Here is a 17,478-nt window from a genome sequence, read left to right on the forward strand (position 1 = left end):
TTTACTCATCTATAAAATTCTTGATAAATGTTTTTCTATGAATTGGTGTTGGTCCATATTCTTTCAATGCAGCAATATGTTCCTGCGAACCATACCCTTTATGTTTTGCAAATCCATATTCCGGCATAATTTTATCATATTGTAGCATCAGGCGATCCCTCGTCACCTTTGCTAAAATACTTGCCGCTGCAATAGATACACTCTTTGCATCTCCTTTAATAATCGGAACCTGAGCAATTGTAATGTCTGGTATCGTAACTGCATCGTTGAGCAAAATATCCGGCATAATTCCTAAATTATGAATAGCTTCCCTCATTGCCTCATATGTAGCCTGCAAAATATTAATCTCATCGATTCTCGCCGGAGATGCCATACCAATCCCTGTCGCAATTGCTTTCTCCATAATTTCATCATACAATTCTTCTCTCTTTTTTGCAGAAAGCTTTTTAGAATCATTCAGATACAATATCTCGCAATCTTCCGGAAGAATTACAGCCCCTGCTACAACCGGACCTGCCAAAGGTCCTCGGCCTGCTTCATCAATCCCACAAATCCATTTACAGGCAGCATAACAATGCTCATATTCTCGCATCTGCTCTAATCGCGCTCTCTCTTGCTCAAGCTTTTCTTCCTGTTTTTGATATTTACGGATCAGATTCTTAACTCCCGCACGGGAATCGGATTCATATTTTTTATATAATTCCGGATATTCATCTATTTTTGCCTGTTCAAATACAAGCTTTATATCACTGATCTTCTCACTCATGCTTAATCACTCCAAACTTATCAAACGGCCATATTCGAATCCATGCCCTTCCCATAATATCATCTCGATGAAGAACTCCCACCGATGGGTCACGACTGTCTGAACTATGATTACGATTATCTCCCAACACAAAATATTCATCTTCTCCCAGTGTAATTGGCTCTGCTGCAATTCCTGGATCGTCCATAACTTCCAATCCATAATTTTCATCCAGCATTTCTCCATTGATATAAACATATCCATCTATCACCTGCACTGTTTCTCCCGGAAGACCAATGATTCGTTTAATGTAATAAGTATGTTCTTCATACTGAAATGGAAATACGATAATTTCAAATCTCTCTGGATCACGGAATCGGTAACTGATTTTATCTACGATCAGATTATCTCCATCTGACAGTGTCGTCTCCATAGAATGACCGCTCACTTTTGTCCTCTGCCCAATAAATGTAATGATTCCTAATGACAAAATAACAACGATCACAATGTAGATAAGCCAACTAAGCAACTCCCCTAAAATACTTCTTTCTTTCATTGTACGCCCCTTTTATGCATCCATCTCATCCGGAAATTCTAATGTTATTCTTCCAAGTCTGCCATTTCGGAAATCATCCAACATCAGTTTTGCTGCCTTTTCTGTGTCATACTCATTTCCTTTTACAAGGCAATGTCTGCTCTTTGCAATTTCCTGCAACATCGCAAAACCATCGTCTGATTCCTCTATATCATACTTTTCTGCCAATATTCCCGAATATTTATCATTCAAGAACTCACATAATTTTGCAGCCAGTTCTTCTGTATTCAGAATTTCATCCTTGATCGAGCCAATATATGCAAGCTTCAATCCCACACTCTGATCCTCAAATTTCGGCCATAAAATTCCAGGTGTGTCTAATAATTCCACATTTTTATTCAAACGAATCCATTGTTTTCCTTTTGTAACACCCGGTTTATTTCCTGTTTTTGCACAGGCTTTTCCTGCAAGTGCATTAATAAATGTTGATTTACCTACATTTGGGATTCCAACAACCATTGCTCGCACCGGTCTGTTCAAAATTCCTCTTTTTCTGTCTCGTTCAATTTTTTCTTTACAAGCTTCCTGGATCACACCATGTATTGATTTAATCCCTCCGCCTTTTTTTGAATTTACTTTTACAACAGAATATCCTTTTTTCTTGAAATATTCCATCCATGCATCATTGCATCTCTCTTCTGCTAAATCTGACTTATTCAGCAAGATCAGTCTTGCCTTATTTTTTCCTAATTCATCAATATCAGGATTACGGCTGCTGACAGGAATTCTCGCATCAACTAATTCGATCACAAGATCAATCAATTTAATGTTCTCCTGCATCATTCTTCTTGCCTTTGTCATATGACCTGGATACCACTGAAAATGCATATCTTCCTCCTCTATTTTACAAATCCAAAATTCTTTCCTATATTTGTCACAAACCAAACTTTTCCGCCGATATCTTCACGTTTTACATTCCCGATATCTGCAAGCCGACTGTCATCACTACCTGCACTATTATCTCCTAAAACAAAATATTCTGTCTCACCTAATGTAAGCTTTTTTTCTGCAATTCCTGCAAAATCCAGATCTGATGTGTAGACATTTTTCTTTTGTACTTTACCATCAATATAAATCTTTCCATCTTTGATTTGTACCGTTTCACCTGGAAGCCCTACTACTCGCTTTATACAATAATGTGCGTTTTCATTTCCATTTGGACGAAATGCTATAATTTCACCTCTTTTAGGCTTACGGGCATCATAAACAATCCGATTAATTAACACGACATCTCCATTTTTCAACACCGGGCTCATAGAGTCTCCGGCATTGCTTACCCGCTGTCCAAAAAAACTCACAAGCATCCATGCTAAAATAGATACAACAATAATTTCTGTGCCCCATTCAATCGCTGTCTTGACTTTTTCTGTTTTCAGTGAGCGGCATTTCTTTCGGAAATATAATTTCCACTTTTTTCGATCTATCGTATAACTTTTCTTCTTTGCTCTTTTTTTCATCGCCTATCTCTTAATATATCATACCAACAGTTACTTTCATATAATGAAAAAGGGACAAACTACAAATCTGTACTTGTCCCTCTCATCGTTACTATTTTACTAATTCTTTAACTTTAGCTCTCTTACCTACACGTCCTCTTAAGTAGTTCAGTTTTGCTCTTCTTACTTTACCTCTACGAACAATCTCAACTCTTTCTACATGTGGAGAGTGTACTGGCCAAGTTTTCTCAACTCCAACTCCGTTGGATGACTTTCTTACTGTGAAAGTTTCTCTAACTCCACCACCCTGTTTCTTTAAAACAGTTCCTTCGAAAACCTGAATTCTTTCACGGTTTCCTTCTTTGATCTTAGCGTATACTTTTACAGTATCTCCTACGTTAATTTCTGGAGCATTCTCTTTTAACTGCTCAGCTTCAATGTTTTTAATAATATCGTTCATTGTGTGACCTCCTTAATATTTGACGTTCTTAACACACTATTGTGCCAGAGGACCATCGCTCTTCTTTTCACAAACAACTGTTGTAGTTTATCATATTTTTGCTTGTTGTGCAAGTAGTTTTGTACTTTTTCTGTCAGCTTTTTCCCTTTTTATTTTGTTTCTGCTTTTGAGCCTCTACTTCTTCCAGCCATTTTTTCTCTTTTTTTGTCAGCTCACATTTTTCAAATAAATCGGGACGACGTTCTTTCGTTCGAAGAATAGACTGTTCGCGTCTCCATTTTTCTATATTTGCATGATGTCCGGACAACAAAATAGCCGGTACTTTTTTCCCATGCCATTCTTCCGGTCTTGAATACTGCGGATATTCAAGCAGATTATCCTGAAATGATTCAAATTCAGCTGATACATCATTATGCAACACACCCGGAACCAGTCTGGAAATTGTATCAACCATGACCATAGCCGGGAGTTCTCCTCCTGTGAGTACATAATCTCCGATTGAAACATAATCTGTAACAATCTCCTCCAGCACACGTTCATCAATCCCCTCATAATGTCCGCATAAAAGGACGAGGTCTTCTTCCTGTGCTAATTCTTCTGCCATCTTCTGATTAAATGTATCTCCTTGTGGGGATAAATAAACAACTCTCGTTTTCTTTTTATCTAAATTGTTTTCTGTCTGTTCTTCCTTTGCTGAAGTATTTTCAATTTGACTTTCCTTCTTTCTCTTTGCAATGGACTCTTCAATCGACTGATAAGCCAAATAGACAGGTTCCGCCTGCATCAGCATACCCGCCCCTCCACCATACGGATAGTCATCTACGCTTTGATGTTTATTGAAAGCGAAATCACGAATGTTAACAGCTTCTATGGATAATAAATCACGGGAAATTGCTCTTCCAATGATACTTGTATTCAATCCATTCATCACCATTTCCGGAAATAAAGTCATTATATGGAAGTTCATTATACCAGCCCCTCCAACAAATGTACTTTCATGCTCATAGCTTCTATATCCACATCTAATATGCAATCATGAATAGCAGGAATCAGCACCTCGCCATACTTGTCAAATTCCACGACATACACTTCATTTGCACCGGTTTCGATAACATCTACCAGTTTTCCTTCTTCGCCTTCGTCTGTTATAACATCCATACCGATCAGATCTGCAATATAATATTCATCTTCCTCTAATTCTACTGCATCTTCTCTTGTTACAAATAAACTTCTTCTTTTATATCTTTCAATATCATTTATATTATCGATACCTTTAAATTTCAGGATTACAAACTGTTTAAAAAATTTAACCCCCTGAATTTCCAACGGTATCTGTTCTTTTCCTGTGTCAAGTATTACATTTTTGAGGCTTTTAAATCGCTGCGGATCATCTGTTGTAGGAAATACCTTTACTTCACCTCTTACTCCATGTGTAGATGAGATCACACCTACCTGTAATAACTGTTCCATAATCGAACTCCTTATCTAAAATAAAGGGGACAGTCTTAACGGCTGTCCCTCTCTTATCGCTAAGTATATTTCAAAATATTCTATAGCATTTCTTTACTGAACAATATCAACAACCACTCTTTTATTATCTTTTGTAGCTGCTGCTTTCACTACAGAACGGATTGCTTTCGCAATACGACCTTGTTTTCCGATCACCTTACCCATGTCTCCATCTGCAACGCGAACCTCTAACACTGTTGTCTTGCCTTCCTGACGTTCCGTAACAACAACTCCATCCGGGTTGTCCACCAATGCTCTTGCAATAACCTCTACCAGTTCTTTCATTTACGCGCACCTCCGCGAAAATATTGCGTTAAATAATTTTTAATTATTTCTCAATTCCAGCTGCTTTGAAGATTTTAGAAACAACTTCTGTTGGCTGAGCACCATTGTTGAGCCATTTTTTAGCTGCTTCTTCGTCTACTTTGATTGCACTTGGATTGCAGTTTGGATCATATGTTCCGATCTCATCGATGAATCTTCCATCTCTTGGAGATCTAGAATCTGCTACAATGATTCTATAAAAAGGAGCTTTCTTCTGTCCCATTCTTCTTAATCTGATTTTTACTGCCATGTTAAATACCTATCCTTTCTTTTTTACCTTCATAATTTCAGCGAACTATTCGCTTTATTTTTTATCTATGTGTTAAAAAGGAAGTTTAAACTTTCCTTTTTTACCACCCATACCGCCCATGAGTCCCGGAAGCTTTTTCATCATCTTCCTTGTCTCATTAAACTGTTTTACCATGCGGTTCACTTCCGCAATATCTACACCTGCACCTTTTGCGATTCGGTGCTTTCTTGATGGATTCAGCAAATCTGGATTTCTTCTTTCTTCTACTGTCATCGACTGTATCATTGCTTCCATCCTTGCCATCTTCTTCTCGTTTTCTTCCGAGTCAAGTTCCGGCATCTTCTTGTTGCCCATTCCTGGCATACCCGGCAACATTCCCATTATGCTTGAAAGCCCGCCCATTTTTTTCATCTGTGACATACTGTCCAGATAATCTTCATAATCAAACTGAGCTTTCTTCATCTTCTCCATCGTCTTCTTGGCTTGTTCTTCATCTATCTCTGCACCTGCTTTTTCAATCAGCGTCAGCACATCTCCCATACCAAGAATTCGTGATGCCATTCGGTCCGGGTAAAACTGCTCCAAATCAGAAAGCTTCTCACCCATACCTACGTATAAAATCGGTTTTCCTGTCACTGCCTTAATTGACAATGCAGCACCGCCTCTTGTATCACCATCTAACTTTGTTACAATAACGCCATCAATTCCAATTTTGTCATTGAAATTACTTGCTACGTTAACTGCATCCTGTCCTGTCATTGCATCAACAACCAGAATCGTCTGATGTACTGTAACTGCTTCTTTGATTTCTTGAAGCTCAGCCATCATCTCTTCATCAATATGAAGTCGTCCTGCTGTATCCAGAATCACAATGTTATTCTTATTCTTTGCTGCATGTTCCATTGCAGCTTTTGCAATATCAGCAGGTTTAATCTTATCACCCATGGAAAATACTTCCACACCCTGCTTCTCGCCATTGATTTCCAACTGCTTAATTGCAGCAGGTCTATAAACATCACAAGCTACCAGAAGTGGCTTCTTACCTTTTAACTTGAACTTTCCTGCCAGCTTTGCAGTTGTCGTTGTCTTACCTGCACCTTGCAGACCAGCCATCATAATAACGGTAATCGCACTTCCCGGCTGAAGCTTAATCTCTGTTGTCTCAGATCCCATCAGCTTGATAAGTTCTTCATTAACAATCTTGATTACCATCTGTCCCGGATTCAGGCCATTCATCACATCCTGACCGATTGCCCGTTCCTGAACTTCTTTAACGAAACTCTTCACAACTTTGAAGTTAACATCCGCCTCAAGAAGTGCCATCTTAACTTCTTTCAAAGCTGCTTTGACATCATCCTCAGTAAGCCGTCCTTTACTTCTTAAGTTTTTAAATACATTCTGAAGTTTTTCAGTCAAACTATCAAATGCCATTCTACAACTCCTCTATAATCCGATTCAAAATCTGCCTTATCTGTGAAATCATCTCTTTTGTATCTCGTCCTGTCTCTTCATAAGTATCCAGCATTTTATCAATCTGTCCTACCTTTTCTTTAATAGACAAGAATTTCTCCACCAGATGCAGCTTTTCCTCATATCCTTCCAATGTCTTCTGACATCGCTTTACAAGATCATGTACGCCCTGTCTGCTGATTCCTTTTTCCTGAGCAATCTCACTCAAAGATAAATCATCTAACACAAACTGCTCATACACTTCCTTTTGATGATCATTCAGCAACTCGCCGTAAAAATCATACAATAATGATTGTTCTAATATTTCATTCACAATTATCACCTATGCTATCTTACACGAAATATCGTGTAGTGTCAAGTGTTTTTTCTTGACACCTTTTATGTTTTTTATTTCATCAACTTTCTCATATTCAACTTTCCCCATCCCAGCTCCTCTTTTTCTTCTTTTAAACAGCTTTCCCGAAGTCTAAGCTTTACCTCCACATTTGTCATATCCGGATATTTTGACAAAAGACAGGCTATTGCCCCTGCTACTACCGGAGTTGCCATAGACGTCCCGCTCTTTGCTACATAGGGCTTTTTCCAGCGATGTGTATACTGTCCGTTACAGCTTATTACTTTTGTCCCCGGTGCTGTCAGATCCGGCTTAACAACACATTGTTTTGTCGGTCCCCTCCCCGAATAATTCCATTCCTTTTGCGAATGAACATTAACAATTTGTGAACTGCCTGTCACTCCTACTGTAATCACCTTTCTACTGCTCCCCGGAACAGCGATTGTTCCATCCTTTGGGCCATAATTTCCCGCTGACACTACAACCACCAGACCTGCATCCCATAACATCTCCACAGCTGACAACAAGTTTCTTTCTTCTATATTATTTAGTTGTGGCTTTGCCCCTACCGAAATATTTACAATACGGATATTTCTTTTCTTTTTCAATTCCAATATCCAATGGATTCCCTCTTCTACAGCCTGAATTGTTCCATTTCCCTGCTGATCTAATACTTTTCCTACAACCAGCTCACTCTTTGGTGCCATCCCCTGATATATACCATCCGACATCTTCCCGCTTCCTGCGAGTATTCCCGCCACATGCGTACCATGACCGCTGTCATCATATATCGCTTTTTGTTTTCCAACAAAGTCTGTAAATTCTAAAATCCGCCTGTCAAAATCCGGATGTAAAATAATCCCTGAATCCAATATAGCAATACAGATTCCTTGACCAAAATATTTCCCCTTTTCCATATCTTCTGTCCAATATCCGATAGCTTCTTTTACTCGTTTCATAAAAAGAACCTTTTTATTTCAATTTATTCACACTTTCTTATATCCGTTCATACTATAACATTGTAAATGATCATCTTTGGAGGATATATCGAATGAGTGATTTAACTGCTACAAACTGTGGATGTGGTTGCGACAACAATTGTGGAGGAAACTGGGAAAATAATTCTTGCCTGTGGATTATCCTGCTGCTTATCTTCTGTGGCGGATGCGGCAATAACCGAATCGGAGACGGCTGTGGATGTGGTGGAGACAGTTGTCTGTGGATTATCTTATTGCTTATCTTCTGTGGTGGATGTGGAAACAACGGATTTGGATGCGGCAACGGATTTGGATGTGGCTGCTAAGATTTATTCTTTTTGTTTTCTCATACTAACTTCAAAAGGTGCTGTCGCAACTGACAGCACCTTCTCTAAATATCTATAAATTGAATTTACAATTTATTTTAATTCTCCCAAAATAGATTTTCCAATTGTTCCTTCTGGCATCTCCACCTCAAAGTTATCGGTGATTGTTGCTCCGATCACTGCAAATGTATCTGAATCCTGCAATTTTCCATAACCTTCCATAGATGGAGAATAAGCAAAAAATGGAACTTGTTCTCTCGTATGGTCTGTTCCTGTATGTGTCGGATCATTTCCATGATCTGCTGTAATGATCAAAAGATCATCCTCTTTTAACTCCTTCAGAAATTCTCCTAATTTCACATCAAATTTCTCGAGCTCTTCTGCATATCCTTTTACATTTCGGCGATGTCCCCACAATGCATCAAAGTCTACCAGATTCACGAAACATAACCCTTTAAAGTCTCTCTTTGCTATATCGATTGTCTGCTCCATTCCATGAACAGAACTTTTTGACTTATTTGATTCCGTCAAACCTTCCCCATCGAAAATATCAAAAATTTTACCGACTGAAATCACATCATATCCAGCATCTTTCAATGCATTCAATGCGGTTCTTCCATATGGTTTCAGAGCATAATCATGTCTGTTACTTGTTCTCTTAAACTCGCCTTTTTTCTTTCCGACATACGGTCTTGCAATGACACGACCTACTTTCCACTCATCTTTCATTGTAATTTCGCGTGCGATCTCGCAACAACGATAAAGTTCATCTAACCCAAACGTCTCTTCATTTCCACAAATCTGCAATACAGAATCTGCTGATGTATAAACAATCATATGTCCTGTCGCAATTTCTTCCTCAGCAAGTTCATCTAAAATTTCCGTTCCGCTCGCACTCTTATTTCCAATTATTTTATGCCCTGTTCTTTTTTCAAGTTCATCTATCAATTCCTTTGGAAATCCCGTCTCGGTAAATGTTTTAAATGGCTTTGTAATATGAAGTCCCATCATTTCCCAATGCCCTGTCATTGTATCCTTCCCTGTACTTGCTTCTCTTAAGAAAGAATAATATCCCATTGGTCGTTCTACAGGAGTCACCTGCTTAAGAGGATGAAGATTTGCAATTCCAAGTTTTTGGAGATTTGGAATATAAAATTCTTCCACTGATTCGGAAATATGTCCCATTGTGTCAGTTCCGGCATCCCCATAATCTGCCGCATCCGGCATTGCCCCTGCACCAAATGAATCAATTACAATTGTAAAAATTCGATTATATTTTTTCATTAACCTCACTCCATTACATGTTTACAATAACTTTTGTAACAAGTTCCTTAAACGATTTTGCTACGCGGTCAGCTGTCTCCTGCACTTCTTTATGATCCAATGCTTCTTTTGAAAGTCCTGCAGCCATATTTGTAATGCAGGAAATTCCACAGATTTCCATTCCCATGTGACGTGCTGCCATAGCTTCGCAAGCTGTACTCATTCCAACTGCATCTGCACCCCAGTTCTGTGCAAGTCTTATCTCTGCCGGAGTCTCATAGCTTGGTCCTGTAAACTGAACATAAACACCTTCTTGTAGCTCAATACCACATTCTGCTGCGCATTTACGGATTACATCGCGAAGGCGCTTACTGTATACTTCACTCATATCCGGGAATCTCACTCCGAGTTCCTCAATATTTGGTCCGATCAATGGACTTGGTACCGCTGTTGTAATATGATCTGTGATCATCATAAAATCTCCTGGTTTATAAGAAGGATTGCATCCGCCTGCCGCATTTGTAAGGAGAATTTTCTTTGCTCCAAGCATTCCCATAAGACGCGTTGGAAGAACAACATCTGACATCGTATATCCTTCATAATAATGAACACGTCCCTGCATAATCACAACAGGTGTATTCTCTACATATCCAAATACAAAACGTCCTTTATGACCTTTTACTGTAGAAACCGGAAAGCCTTCTATTTCTGAATAATCAATTGTCTGCTCGATCTGAATTCCATCTGCAAAATCTCCAAGTCCGGAACCAAGAATCAATGCTACTTCCGGTTTAAAATCTATTTTCTTTTTTACACTTTCAAGACATGTCATTAATTTCTTATACATAATTTCCACTCCTTTTCACTCAATTTTAATATCCTGTTGCTTCCTCATTCTTCACAATCTTAATGATACGGCTTGTGCCAAGGCGATCTGCTCCAAGTTCAAGGAATTTCTCAGCATCTTCCATAGATGAAATACCACCTGCTGCTTTCATCTTCACATTTGGTCCGATATGCTGTGAAAAAAGTTTGATATCATCAAATGTTGCTCCCGCTCCGCCAAAACCTGTCGATGTCTTAATGTAATCAGCACCTGCGTTTGTTACAATCTCGCACATCTTAATCTTCTCTTCGTCAGTAAGGAAACATGTCTCAATGATAACTTTAAGAATTTTGTCTTTGCAGACAGCTTTTAAAGCTCTGATCTCGTTCTCGATCAAATCATATTTTTTATCTTTAAGCCATCCGATATTGATTACCATATCAATTTCAGAAGCACCATTCTCCAATGCATCTTTTGTCTCAAATTCCTTTGCTTTAGTTGTCATATATCCGTTTGGGAATCCGATCACTGTACAAACCGCCATCTTATCACCCATATATTCTGCGGCTTGTTTTACGTAGCTTGGTGCAATACAAACAGATGCGGTTTCATATTTCATTGCATCGTCACAAATCTGTTTGATTTCTTCCCAAGTAGCCCCCTGAAGAAGAAGTGTATGATCAACATGTTTTAAAATTTCTTTCATATCTATTATATAGTCTTCCTTTCAATTTATAGTATATCATCTTTTTACTATTTTTTATTTATTTTCTGATCTGCTTTAATCAATTTACGAATTGCTTCAACCGCAACCTGAATTGCCATGTCAGTATCATGAGCAACCGGATTCTCAAGCCCAAGCTTCTCTCGCTCCTGGTTTGCTACAACAAGGAAACATGAGCCTGCTCTTGCTCTTAATTTAGATGCACAGATAAACATTGCTGCAGACTCCATTTCTGATGCAAGACATCCCATCATCTTCCAGGCTTCCCATTTATTGATAAGCTCATACCCTACCGGCATTGTCTCCGGCTCGTGCTGTCCATAAAATGCATCCTTACTTTGAACAACGCCTGTATAATGAGTAAAGTTCTTTTCTTTTGCGGCTGCAACCAGCGCATTTGTAACATCAAGATCTGCCACTGCCGGATACTCGATCGGTGCATATTCTTTTGATGTTCCTTCCATACGGATTGCTCCTGTTGCAATTACAACATCCCCGCTTTTAATTTCTGTCTGCATTCCTCCACAAGTTCCAATTCTAACAAATGTATCTGCTCCGCATTTATATAATTCTTCCATTGCGATCGATGCTGACGGTCCGCCAATCCCTGTAGATGTTACGCTTACTTTTACACCATCCAGTGTTCCTGTATATGTAACATATTCTCTATTATCTGCTATCAAAACCGGATCATCAAAATACTGTGCGATTTTTACACATCTCTTTGGGTCACCCGGCATGATCACATAACGTCCGACTTCTCCCTTCGCCACCTGAATATGATATTGTCTGCTTTGATCTTCTGAATAATTTTTCATACCTTTTCCACCTTTCTGTCTTTATTTTATGTCTTATCGCTGTCCTTTATCGTATGGTATTCCTTCCGCCTTAGGTGCTCTGGAATTTTTTAATACAAACACTAGAACGACCAGCGAAATAATATAAGGGAACATATTATACAATGTACTTGGAAGTTTTAACGCTACCAATGCCGGGAATCCTGTATATACATTTGAAAGGGCACAGATTTTTCAAATTTTAACAAAGAATGTTTTTTTCTCTTCAGGACTCTATATTCCCAATTATGACATATGTCCCCTCCTTTTAATAGGACTACAGTCCATTTCTCCTATTCTTTTTTGCATTTCATCTATTATTCACAGTTTTCTCGTTTGATTTTTGTTCAATATGTCCATGTTTTCATGTTCCCCATAAAGACATTTGTCCTTTTTGTCTCTCACGATTCAATTTTTCTTCTTTTGTCTCTCTGTTTGATTTTTTGCCACCTGTTCCACTCTTTTTTCTTTTCCTTTGTCCAATCGTTTCTTCAACATACAATCTTCATCTAATTCATACACGGCATTTCCATCAATAATTAATCTTCGTTTCATATTTTACTCCATTGTTTCCTTTCTTATATAATATGCTTCTTTTTTTATCTCGGGTTATTCCACCTGCATATTCTTCCCTGTCACACATATTTTTATTCGACATATCATATATATCAGATATGGAAAAGAAATCAACAACACCACTTTCACCCTTTGATGAACTAACCATACCATCTGAATTGCAGCTTTTAAAACTCATTCTTCCATACACCCCTGTCACCAATCAGAAAATGCTCGGTATTCTGATTAAATTTCTCGAATTAGAATATACGATTGATTTTTTCCAACACTGTACTCTTAAACTCCACTCTCAGACAACCGACGCCCCTATTTCTTTCTCAAATATCATCAGCGAAATTGCACCTTATCTTTCCAAACACGACTCGCAAATGCTAGCTTCTTTTCAAAACATTTTGAATATTCTGGAAATGATGCAAACCTTTCAAGATACTTCATCCGCTTCCCCTGCCGATTTATTTTCTGGAATGCTTTCTCCTGAACAACAGGAGATGTTTCAAATGTATCAAACTATGTTTCAACAGGAAGGAGACTCGCAAAATGAACGAATGGATGAATCATCCACTTCTAAAGAATATGAATCCGGTGAAATACAATCTCATTTCGATGGCTGCGACCAAAACAGCGGGAAAAAGCGGAAAGGAATTGATGCCGATTATGATGGCTCTGATCACGAGTGCAAATAAACAGGGGATTCATTTCACCCCCGACGAAATCACTTTAATCTTAGATATTATCAAAGAAGGTAAAACACCGGAAGAAAAAGCTCAAATTGACAGTACTATTCAAATGGTCAAAACAATTCTTTCTAAAAATTCCCATTCTTAAATTCACCTGTTTTTGCACATTCTTGCGCCTGCGGCGGTCGCTTGCGACACCTACATTGTACGCCGCAGTGCGCATCCATAGCGGAGCGATTTTTATATATTAGGAAAGCACTTTCCTAATATATAAAAAAAGATGCTGACATTATCGTCTGCATCTTTTTTAGTTCTAAAATCCTTCTTTTCTTCTGAGTTCCCGCATCTCGCGTCGCTTTTGTGCCGCTTCCCATTCTCCTCTTTGTTCTTCTGTCTCAATAATCAGCCCCGGAACTTGAATTGGATGATCATTTTCATCTAACGCTACCATTGTCAGATATGCCCGGTTAATCGGACGTCTCATTCCTTGCTTATCTTCTACATATGTATCCACCCGCACTTCCATCGAAGTATTTCCAACATAAGTCACCCGTCCGATAATAACAACATGTTCCCCCAGATATGCACCTCTTATAAATTTCAGATTATCGATGGATGCTGTAATACAATTTTCTCTTGTATGACGCATCGCCACAATACCTGCTGCTTCATCAATCCATTGAACCAACATTCCCCCAAATAATCTTCCTGCTGCATTCAAATGATTCGGACGAACAATATATACCGTCTCAACTCGAGATTCTTCCATCCGTCTTTGTTCACGCACTTTTACATTTTCCTCCAACTTTTTCACATATTTTTTTGCAATTAGTCTCATTGTAACGCTTTATGCTCTTGTTTGAAAGTATTCTTTTTTATGTTTTACATAAGATACAATTTATTTTATCTGGTAAATTTATTTCCTTTCATGTATCATATAAAGTACATATGAAAAGAGGATTGCTTATGAAAAACATAAAATTAACGATTCAATATGATGGCACGCGCTATCAAGGATGGCAGAAACCTGGGAAGAAAGGAATTTCTAATACCATCTCCGGAAAACTGACAGAAGTGATTTCTCGAATCACTGATGAAGAAACTACCTTATTTGCAGGTGCCAAAACAGACACAAACGTACACGCTGATGCACAAATTGTAAATTTTAAGACAAACACTACATTATCTGCATTAAAATTAAAGCAAGAATTAAACCATTATCTTCCACAAGATATTGCTATTATTTCTGCCGAAGAGGTTTCTGAACGTTTTCATGCTTCATTAAATGCACAAACAATCACTTATCTTTATCGTGTAAACTGTGCACCGGTTGCAGATGTATTTACAAGAAAATACAAGTACCACCTGCCGGATACATTAGATTTTAATGCTATGCAGCATGCCTCAGAACAATTGCTTGGAAGACATGATTTCAAGCATTTTTCTTCTGGAAAGACAAAAAAATCAACCGAAAAGGATTTGCTTTCCATCGAAATTTTCAATGGATTTCATATTCCAAAAGATTTACTTCTAAAGTGTGAACAGCCATCTGATGCCGATTTTCTTTTTCTTCTAAAAGGAAATGATTTTCTACATCAAATGCCACTTTACTTAACAGAAACGTTATTAGAAATAGGACTCGGCAGCCGAAACGCCTCTTCCATTCCATTAATTTTTTCTGGAGAAGATACTGTTTCTAAACGTTGTCCTTCTCATGGACTCTTTCTTCATGAGATTACATACAAATAAATAAGGAGGAGTTTTCATGCTATCATCAATGTCAATTTATTTTATATTACTATACTTTTTTGTATATGGGTTTTTAGGCTGGTGTACTGAAGTTGGTTTCGCAGCCTTTAAAACACATCACTTTGTAAACCGAGGATTCTTAAATGGTCCGATCTGTCCTATTTATGGAGTCGGAGTTACCGCTGTTATAACCGTTCTAACTCCTTATAAATCAGATATTATTGTTCTCTATATTCTCTCCGTCGTCCTGGTAACAGTATTGGAAGGAGTTACCGGATGGGCTATGGATAAAATTTTTCATAATAAATGGTGGGATTATTCTGATATGCCATTAAACATCGGCGGATATGTATGTCTGTTATTTTCTATTGTATGGGGATTTGCATGTCTGTTTATTATTTATTTTATACAGCCGCTTGTTCATGATTTGCTTGCGTTCATCCCAACAATTGTCGGAATTATATTAATTATAATACTTGGAATCACTTTAATCGCAGACTTATATGTGACAGCTTCTACAATATTTAAATTTAATCGCCGTCTGGCCGCTATGGAGAAAATTGCTGCTGAAATGCATGAAATTTCTGATCAGATTGGACAAGAAATTTTTGAAAAAACAATCCGTGCTTTGGATGCCCGCGAACGTTCACAGGAAATCAACGAAGAACTGCGTAGCAGAATTGCATCTCTTCACGCTCGTTATCATGAATCAACGGACAAACCGGGTCGTATTTCCCGCCGTCTGATGAACGCATTTCCGAAAATGGAATCTCGTCAGCACAAAGAATCTCTTGAAGTATTAAAGAAACGCTGGAAACGATAATGTGTATTGTCTCAAAAAAGACAGGATGCAAATTAATTGCTTCCTGTCTTTTTTATGAAATAATCCTATTGATTTCTACATTTAAGAAAATATCTTATCTTCCATATAACACTGTCATTTGTTTCATCTGCTCTACAAGTTCATCTGTCAACGCATCTTTATCCATTCTCCATACCCAGTTTCCACCTAGTGTAGATGGCGTATTGATTCTTGCACGCTCATCAAGACAGAGGTAATCCTGCATTGGAATCACACATAAATCTGCAACACTTCCCATTGCCATTGCAATAAAATCCCATGAAAGAGTATCTTCATCTAATGCCGGCTTATGCAAATATTCTTTTGCATAAGTTCTACATTCTTTCGACACGTCATGATACCATGCTCTTGTAGTAGTATTGTCATGTGTTCCTGTATATACAACACAATTTTTCGGATACGTATGAGGGAGATAATTCCCAGACTCTCTGGAATCAAACGCGAACTGAAGCACCTTCATTCCCGGATATCCAGAGTCTTTCAATAACTGCAATACCGAATCTGTCAAAAAACCAAGATCCTCTGCAATAATTTTTAATTCGCCAAGCTTTTCATTGATTGTATTGAACAGATCCATTCCCGGTCCCGGCTGCCAGCAACCATTCTCTGCTGTTTTACTTCCATAAGGAATTGCATAGTACTCATCAAATCCACGAAAATGATCAATTCGTACTACATCGTATAACCGGAAACAATGTGCAATTCGTTCCAACCACCATGTATACCCTGTCTCTTTGTGATATTCCCAATTATATAACGGATTTCCCCACAGCTGTCCTGTGGCTGAGAATCCATCCGGTGGGCATCCTGCTACTGCTGTTGGAAGATTTTCTTCATCAAACTGGAATAATTTTGGATTTGCCCAAGTGTCTGCACTGTCAAACGCAACATAAATTGGAATATCTCCAATAATTTCAATTCCTTTTTCATTGGCATAATCATGTAGTTTCTTCCATTGACATGCAAATTTATATTGCTGGAACTGATAAAATCCGATTTCATCTTTCAATTCTTCTTCGGCTTTTTTCATATACTCTGGAAGACGGTTACGATAACCTTCCTCCCACTCAATCCAACTTACTCCACCTTGCCAATCTTTGATTGCCATGTACAGACAGTAATCTGTCAGCCATTCTTCATTTTCTTTTATAAATTTTTCATATTCCTTATCCGGGCTAAAACGTTCATACGCTTTTCGAAGCAGTTTAAAACGATTAAAATACATTTTTTCATAATCGATTTCATCAGCCTTGTTTCCAAAATCTGCTGCATCGCATTCATCCTTCGTCAACAGACCTTCTTTGATCAGACTTTCCAGATCAATAAAATATGGATTTCCCGCAAATGTTGAAAAAGACTGGTACGGAGAGTCGCCATATCCCGTAGGACCAAGTGGCAGAATCTGCCACTTTTTTTGTCCTGCTTCTTTCAACTGATCCACAAAAGTATATGCTTCTTTTGAAAAACAACCGATCCCATATTTTGACGGAAGAGAAAATATTGGTAATAACACTCCACTTTCTCGCATTTTGTTCCCTC

The 17,478-nt window shown here is 38.2% G+C and carries 23 protein-coding genes; 4 read left to right on the plus strand and 19 right to left on the minus strand.

Features of this window, described 5'->3' with window-relative positions; translation table 11 throughout:
* Position 1 precedes the first annotated feature (1 nt).
* From D8Q48_RS03745 to D8Q48_RS03800, 12 genes are all read right to left on the minus strand, one after another.
* Positions 2–766, minus strand: coding sequence for a ribonuclease HII (locus D8Q48_RS03745; RefSeq protein WP_121055482.1), 765 nt, complete (start codon positions 764–766; stop codon positions 2–4).
* Complete coding sequence (lepB, locus tag D8Q48_RS03750) at positions 759–1,301, minus strand: signal peptidase I (protein ID WP_022074878.1); 543 nt, start codon at positions 1,299–1,301, stop codon at positions 759–761. The genes D8Q48_RS03745 and lepB (D8Q48_RS03750) overlap by 8 nt, the downstream gene beginning before the upstream one ends.
* 12 nt (positions 1,302–1,313) lie before the next feature.
* A complete protein-coding gene (ylqF, locus tag D8Q48_RS03755) occupies positions 1,314–2,168 on the minus strand; it encodes a ribosome biogenesis GTPase YlqF (protein ID WP_117989546.1) in 855 nt (284 codons plus the stop codon).
* A gap of 11 nt (positions 2,169–2,179) precedes the next feature.
* Complete coding sequence (lepB, locus tag D8Q48_RS03760; RefSeq protein ID WP_121055484.1) at positions 2,180–2,797, minus strand: signal peptidase I; 618 nt, start codon at positions 2,795–2,797, stop codon at positions 2,180–2,182.
* Between the two features lie 91 nt (positions 2,798–2,888).
* Positions 2,889–3,236, minus strand: a complete 348-nt coding sequence (rplS, locus tag D8Q48_RS03765; protein ID WP_022074881.1) for a 50S ribosomal protein L19 — start codon at positions 3,234–3,236, stop codon at positions 2,889–2,891.
* A 133-nt stretch (positions 3,237–3,369) separates the two neighbouring features.
* Positions 3,370–4,203 (minus strand): tRNA (guanosine(37)-N1)-methyltransferase TrmD, encoded by an 834-nt coding sequence (gene trmD, locus D8Q48_RS03770; RefSeq protein WP_117989544.1) that lies wholly within the window; start codon positions 4,201–4,203, stop codon positions 3,370–3,372.
* The gene (gene rimM / locus D8Q48_RS03775) at positions 4,203–4,706 is read right to left on the minus strand and encodes a ribosome maturation factor RimM (protein WP_022074883.1); all 504 of its coding nucleotides are present in this window, start codon (positions 4,704–4,706) and stop codon (positions 4,203–4,205) included. The genes trmD and rimM overlap by 1 nt, the downstream gene beginning before the upstream one ends.
* 93 nt (positions 4,707–4,799) lie before the next feature.
* Positions 4,800–5,030: a KH domain-containing protein gene (locus D8Q48_RS03780; RefSeq protein ID WP_022074884.1), complete on the minus strand. Its 231-nt coding sequence runs from the start codon at positions 5,028–5,030 to the stop codon at positions 4,800–4,802.
* A gap of 43 nt (positions 5,031–5,073) precedes the next feature.
* Positions 5,074–5,319 (minus strand): 30S ribosomal protein S16, encoded by a 246-nt coding sequence (rpsP, locus tag D8Q48_RS03785; protein WP_117989543.1) that lies wholly within the window; start codon positions 5,317–5,319, stop codon positions 5,074–5,076.
* Between the two features lie 72 nt (positions 5,320–5,391).
* Complete coding sequence (gene ffh, locus D8Q48_RS03790) at positions 5,392–6,750, minus strand: signal recognition particle protein (RefSeq protein ID WP_117989542.1); 1,359 nt, start codon at positions 6,748–6,750, stop codon at positions 5,392–5,394.
* A gap of 1 nt (position 6,751) precedes the next feature.
* Positions 6,752–7,102 carry a YlxM family DNA-binding protein gene (gene ylxM, locus D8Q48_RS03795; RefSeq protein ID WP_117989541.1) on the minus strand — a complete coding sequence of 117 codons (351 nt, stop codon included), beginning with the start codon at positions 7,100–7,102 and terminating at the stop codon, positions 6,752–6,754.
* Positions 7,103–7,176: 74 nt separating this feature from the next.
* Complete coding sequence (locus tag D8Q48_RS03800; protein ID WP_117989540.1) at positions 7,177–8,082, minus strand: S8 family peptidase; 906 nt, start codon at positions 8,080–8,082, stop codon at positions 7,177–7,179.
* A 92-nt stretch (positions 8,083–8,174) separates the two neighbouring features.
* Here D8Q48_RS03800 and D8Q48_RS03805 point away from each other — a divergent pair, with 92 nt between their 5' ends.
* Positions 8,175–8,426 carry a hypothetical protein gene (locus D8Q48_RS03805; protein WP_022074890.1) on the plus strand — a complete coding sequence of 84 codons (252 nt, stop codon included), beginning with the start codon at positions 8,175–8,177 and terminating at the stop codon, positions 8,424–8,426.
* Between the two features lie 93 nt (positions 8,427–8,519).
* On the opposite strand, the gene D8Q48_RS03810 is transcribed toward D8Q48_RS03805, so the two are convergent.
* The 5 genes from D8Q48_RS03810 to D8Q48_RS17095 all read right to left on the minus strand — a co-directional run bounded on the left by D8Q48_RS03810 (position 8,520) and on the right by D8Q48_RS17095 (position 12,630).
* Complete coding sequence (locus D8Q48_RS03810) at positions 8,520–9,710, minus strand: phosphopentomutase (protein WP_118687700.1); 1,191 nt, start codon at positions 9,708–9,710, stop codon at positions 8,520–8,522.
* A 13-nt stretch (positions 9,711–9,723) separates the two neighbouring features.
* Positions 9,724–10,536, minus strand: coding sequence for a purine-nucleoside phosphorylase (locus D8Q48_RS03815; RefSeq protein WP_117989538.1), 813 nt, complete (start codon positions 10,534–10,536; stop codon positions 9,724–9,726).
* A gap of 25 nt (positions 10,537–10,561) precedes the next feature.
* Positions 10,562–11,227: a deoxyribose-phosphate aldolase gene (gene deoC, locus D8Q48_RS03820; protein WP_240577491.1), complete on the minus strand. Its 666-nt coding sequence runs from the start codon at positions 11,225–11,227 to the stop codon at positions 10,562–10,564.
* Positions 11,228–11,268: 41 nt separating this feature from the next.
* Positions 11,269–12,057: a uridine phosphorylase gene (gene udp, locus D8Q48_RS03825; RefSeq protein ID WP_118687703.1), complete on the minus strand. Its 789-nt coding sequence runs from the start codon at positions 12,055–12,057 to the stop codon at positions 11,269–11,271.
* A gap of 426 nt (positions 12,058–12,483) precedes the next feature.
* On the minus strand, positions 12,484–12,630 hold the full coding sequence (locus tag D8Q48_RS17095; protein WP_172696952.1) for a hypothetical protein: 147 nt from the start codon (positions 12,628–12,630) through the stop codon (positions 12,484–12,486).
* A 119-nt stretch (positions 12,631–12,749) separates the two neighbouring features.
* Here D8Q48_RS17095 and D8Q48_RS17100 point away from each other — a divergent pair, with 119 nt between their 5' ends.
* Positions 12,750–13,334, plus strand: a complete 585-nt coding sequence (locus D8Q48_RS17100; RefSeq protein WP_191855108.1) for a hypothetical protein — start codon at positions 12,750–12,752, stop codon at positions 13,332–13,334.
* A 307-nt stretch (positions 13,335–13,641) separates the two neighbouring features.
* Here the strand turns inward: D8Q48_RS17100 and D8Q48_RS03845 are convergent, their stop codons facing one another.
* Complete coding sequence (locus tag D8Q48_RS03845) at positions 13,642–14,115, minus strand: acyl-CoA thioesterase (protein WP_117989703.1); 474 nt, start codon at positions 14,113–14,115, stop codon at positions 13,642–13,644.
* A 179-nt stretch (positions 14,116–14,294) separates the two neighbouring features.
* Between D8Q48_RS03845 and D8Q48_RS03850 the strand changes: the two genes are divergently transcribed.
* Positions 14,295–15,077: a tRNA pseudouridine synthase A gene (locus D8Q48_RS03850; RefSeq protein WP_117989533.1), complete on the plus strand. Its 783-nt coding sequence runs from the start codon at positions 14,295–14,297 to the stop codon at positions 15,075–15,077.
* 16 nt (positions 15,078–15,093) lie between these two features.
* A complete protein-coding gene (locus tag D8Q48_RS03855; protein ID WP_330514313.1) occupies positions 15,094–15,900 on the plus strand; it encodes a putative ABC transporter permease in 807 nt (268 codons plus the stop codon).
* Positions 15,901–15,994: 94 nt separating this feature from the next.
* Here the strand turns inward: D8Q48_RS03855 and malQ are convergent, their stop codons facing one another.
* Positions 15,995–17,467: a 4-alpha-glucanotransferase gene (malQ, locus tag D8Q48_RS03860; protein ID WP_118687708.1), complete on the minus strand. Its 1,473-nt coding sequence runs from the start codon at positions 17,465–17,467 to the stop codon at positions 15,995–15,997.
* Between the last annotated feature and the right edge of the window lie 11 nt (positions 17,468–17,478).

Source organism: Ruminococcus sp. B05, assembly GCF_003628495.1.
GTDB lineage: Bacteria > Bacillota > Clostridia > Lachnospirales > Lachnospiraceae > Schaedlerella > Schaedlerella hominis.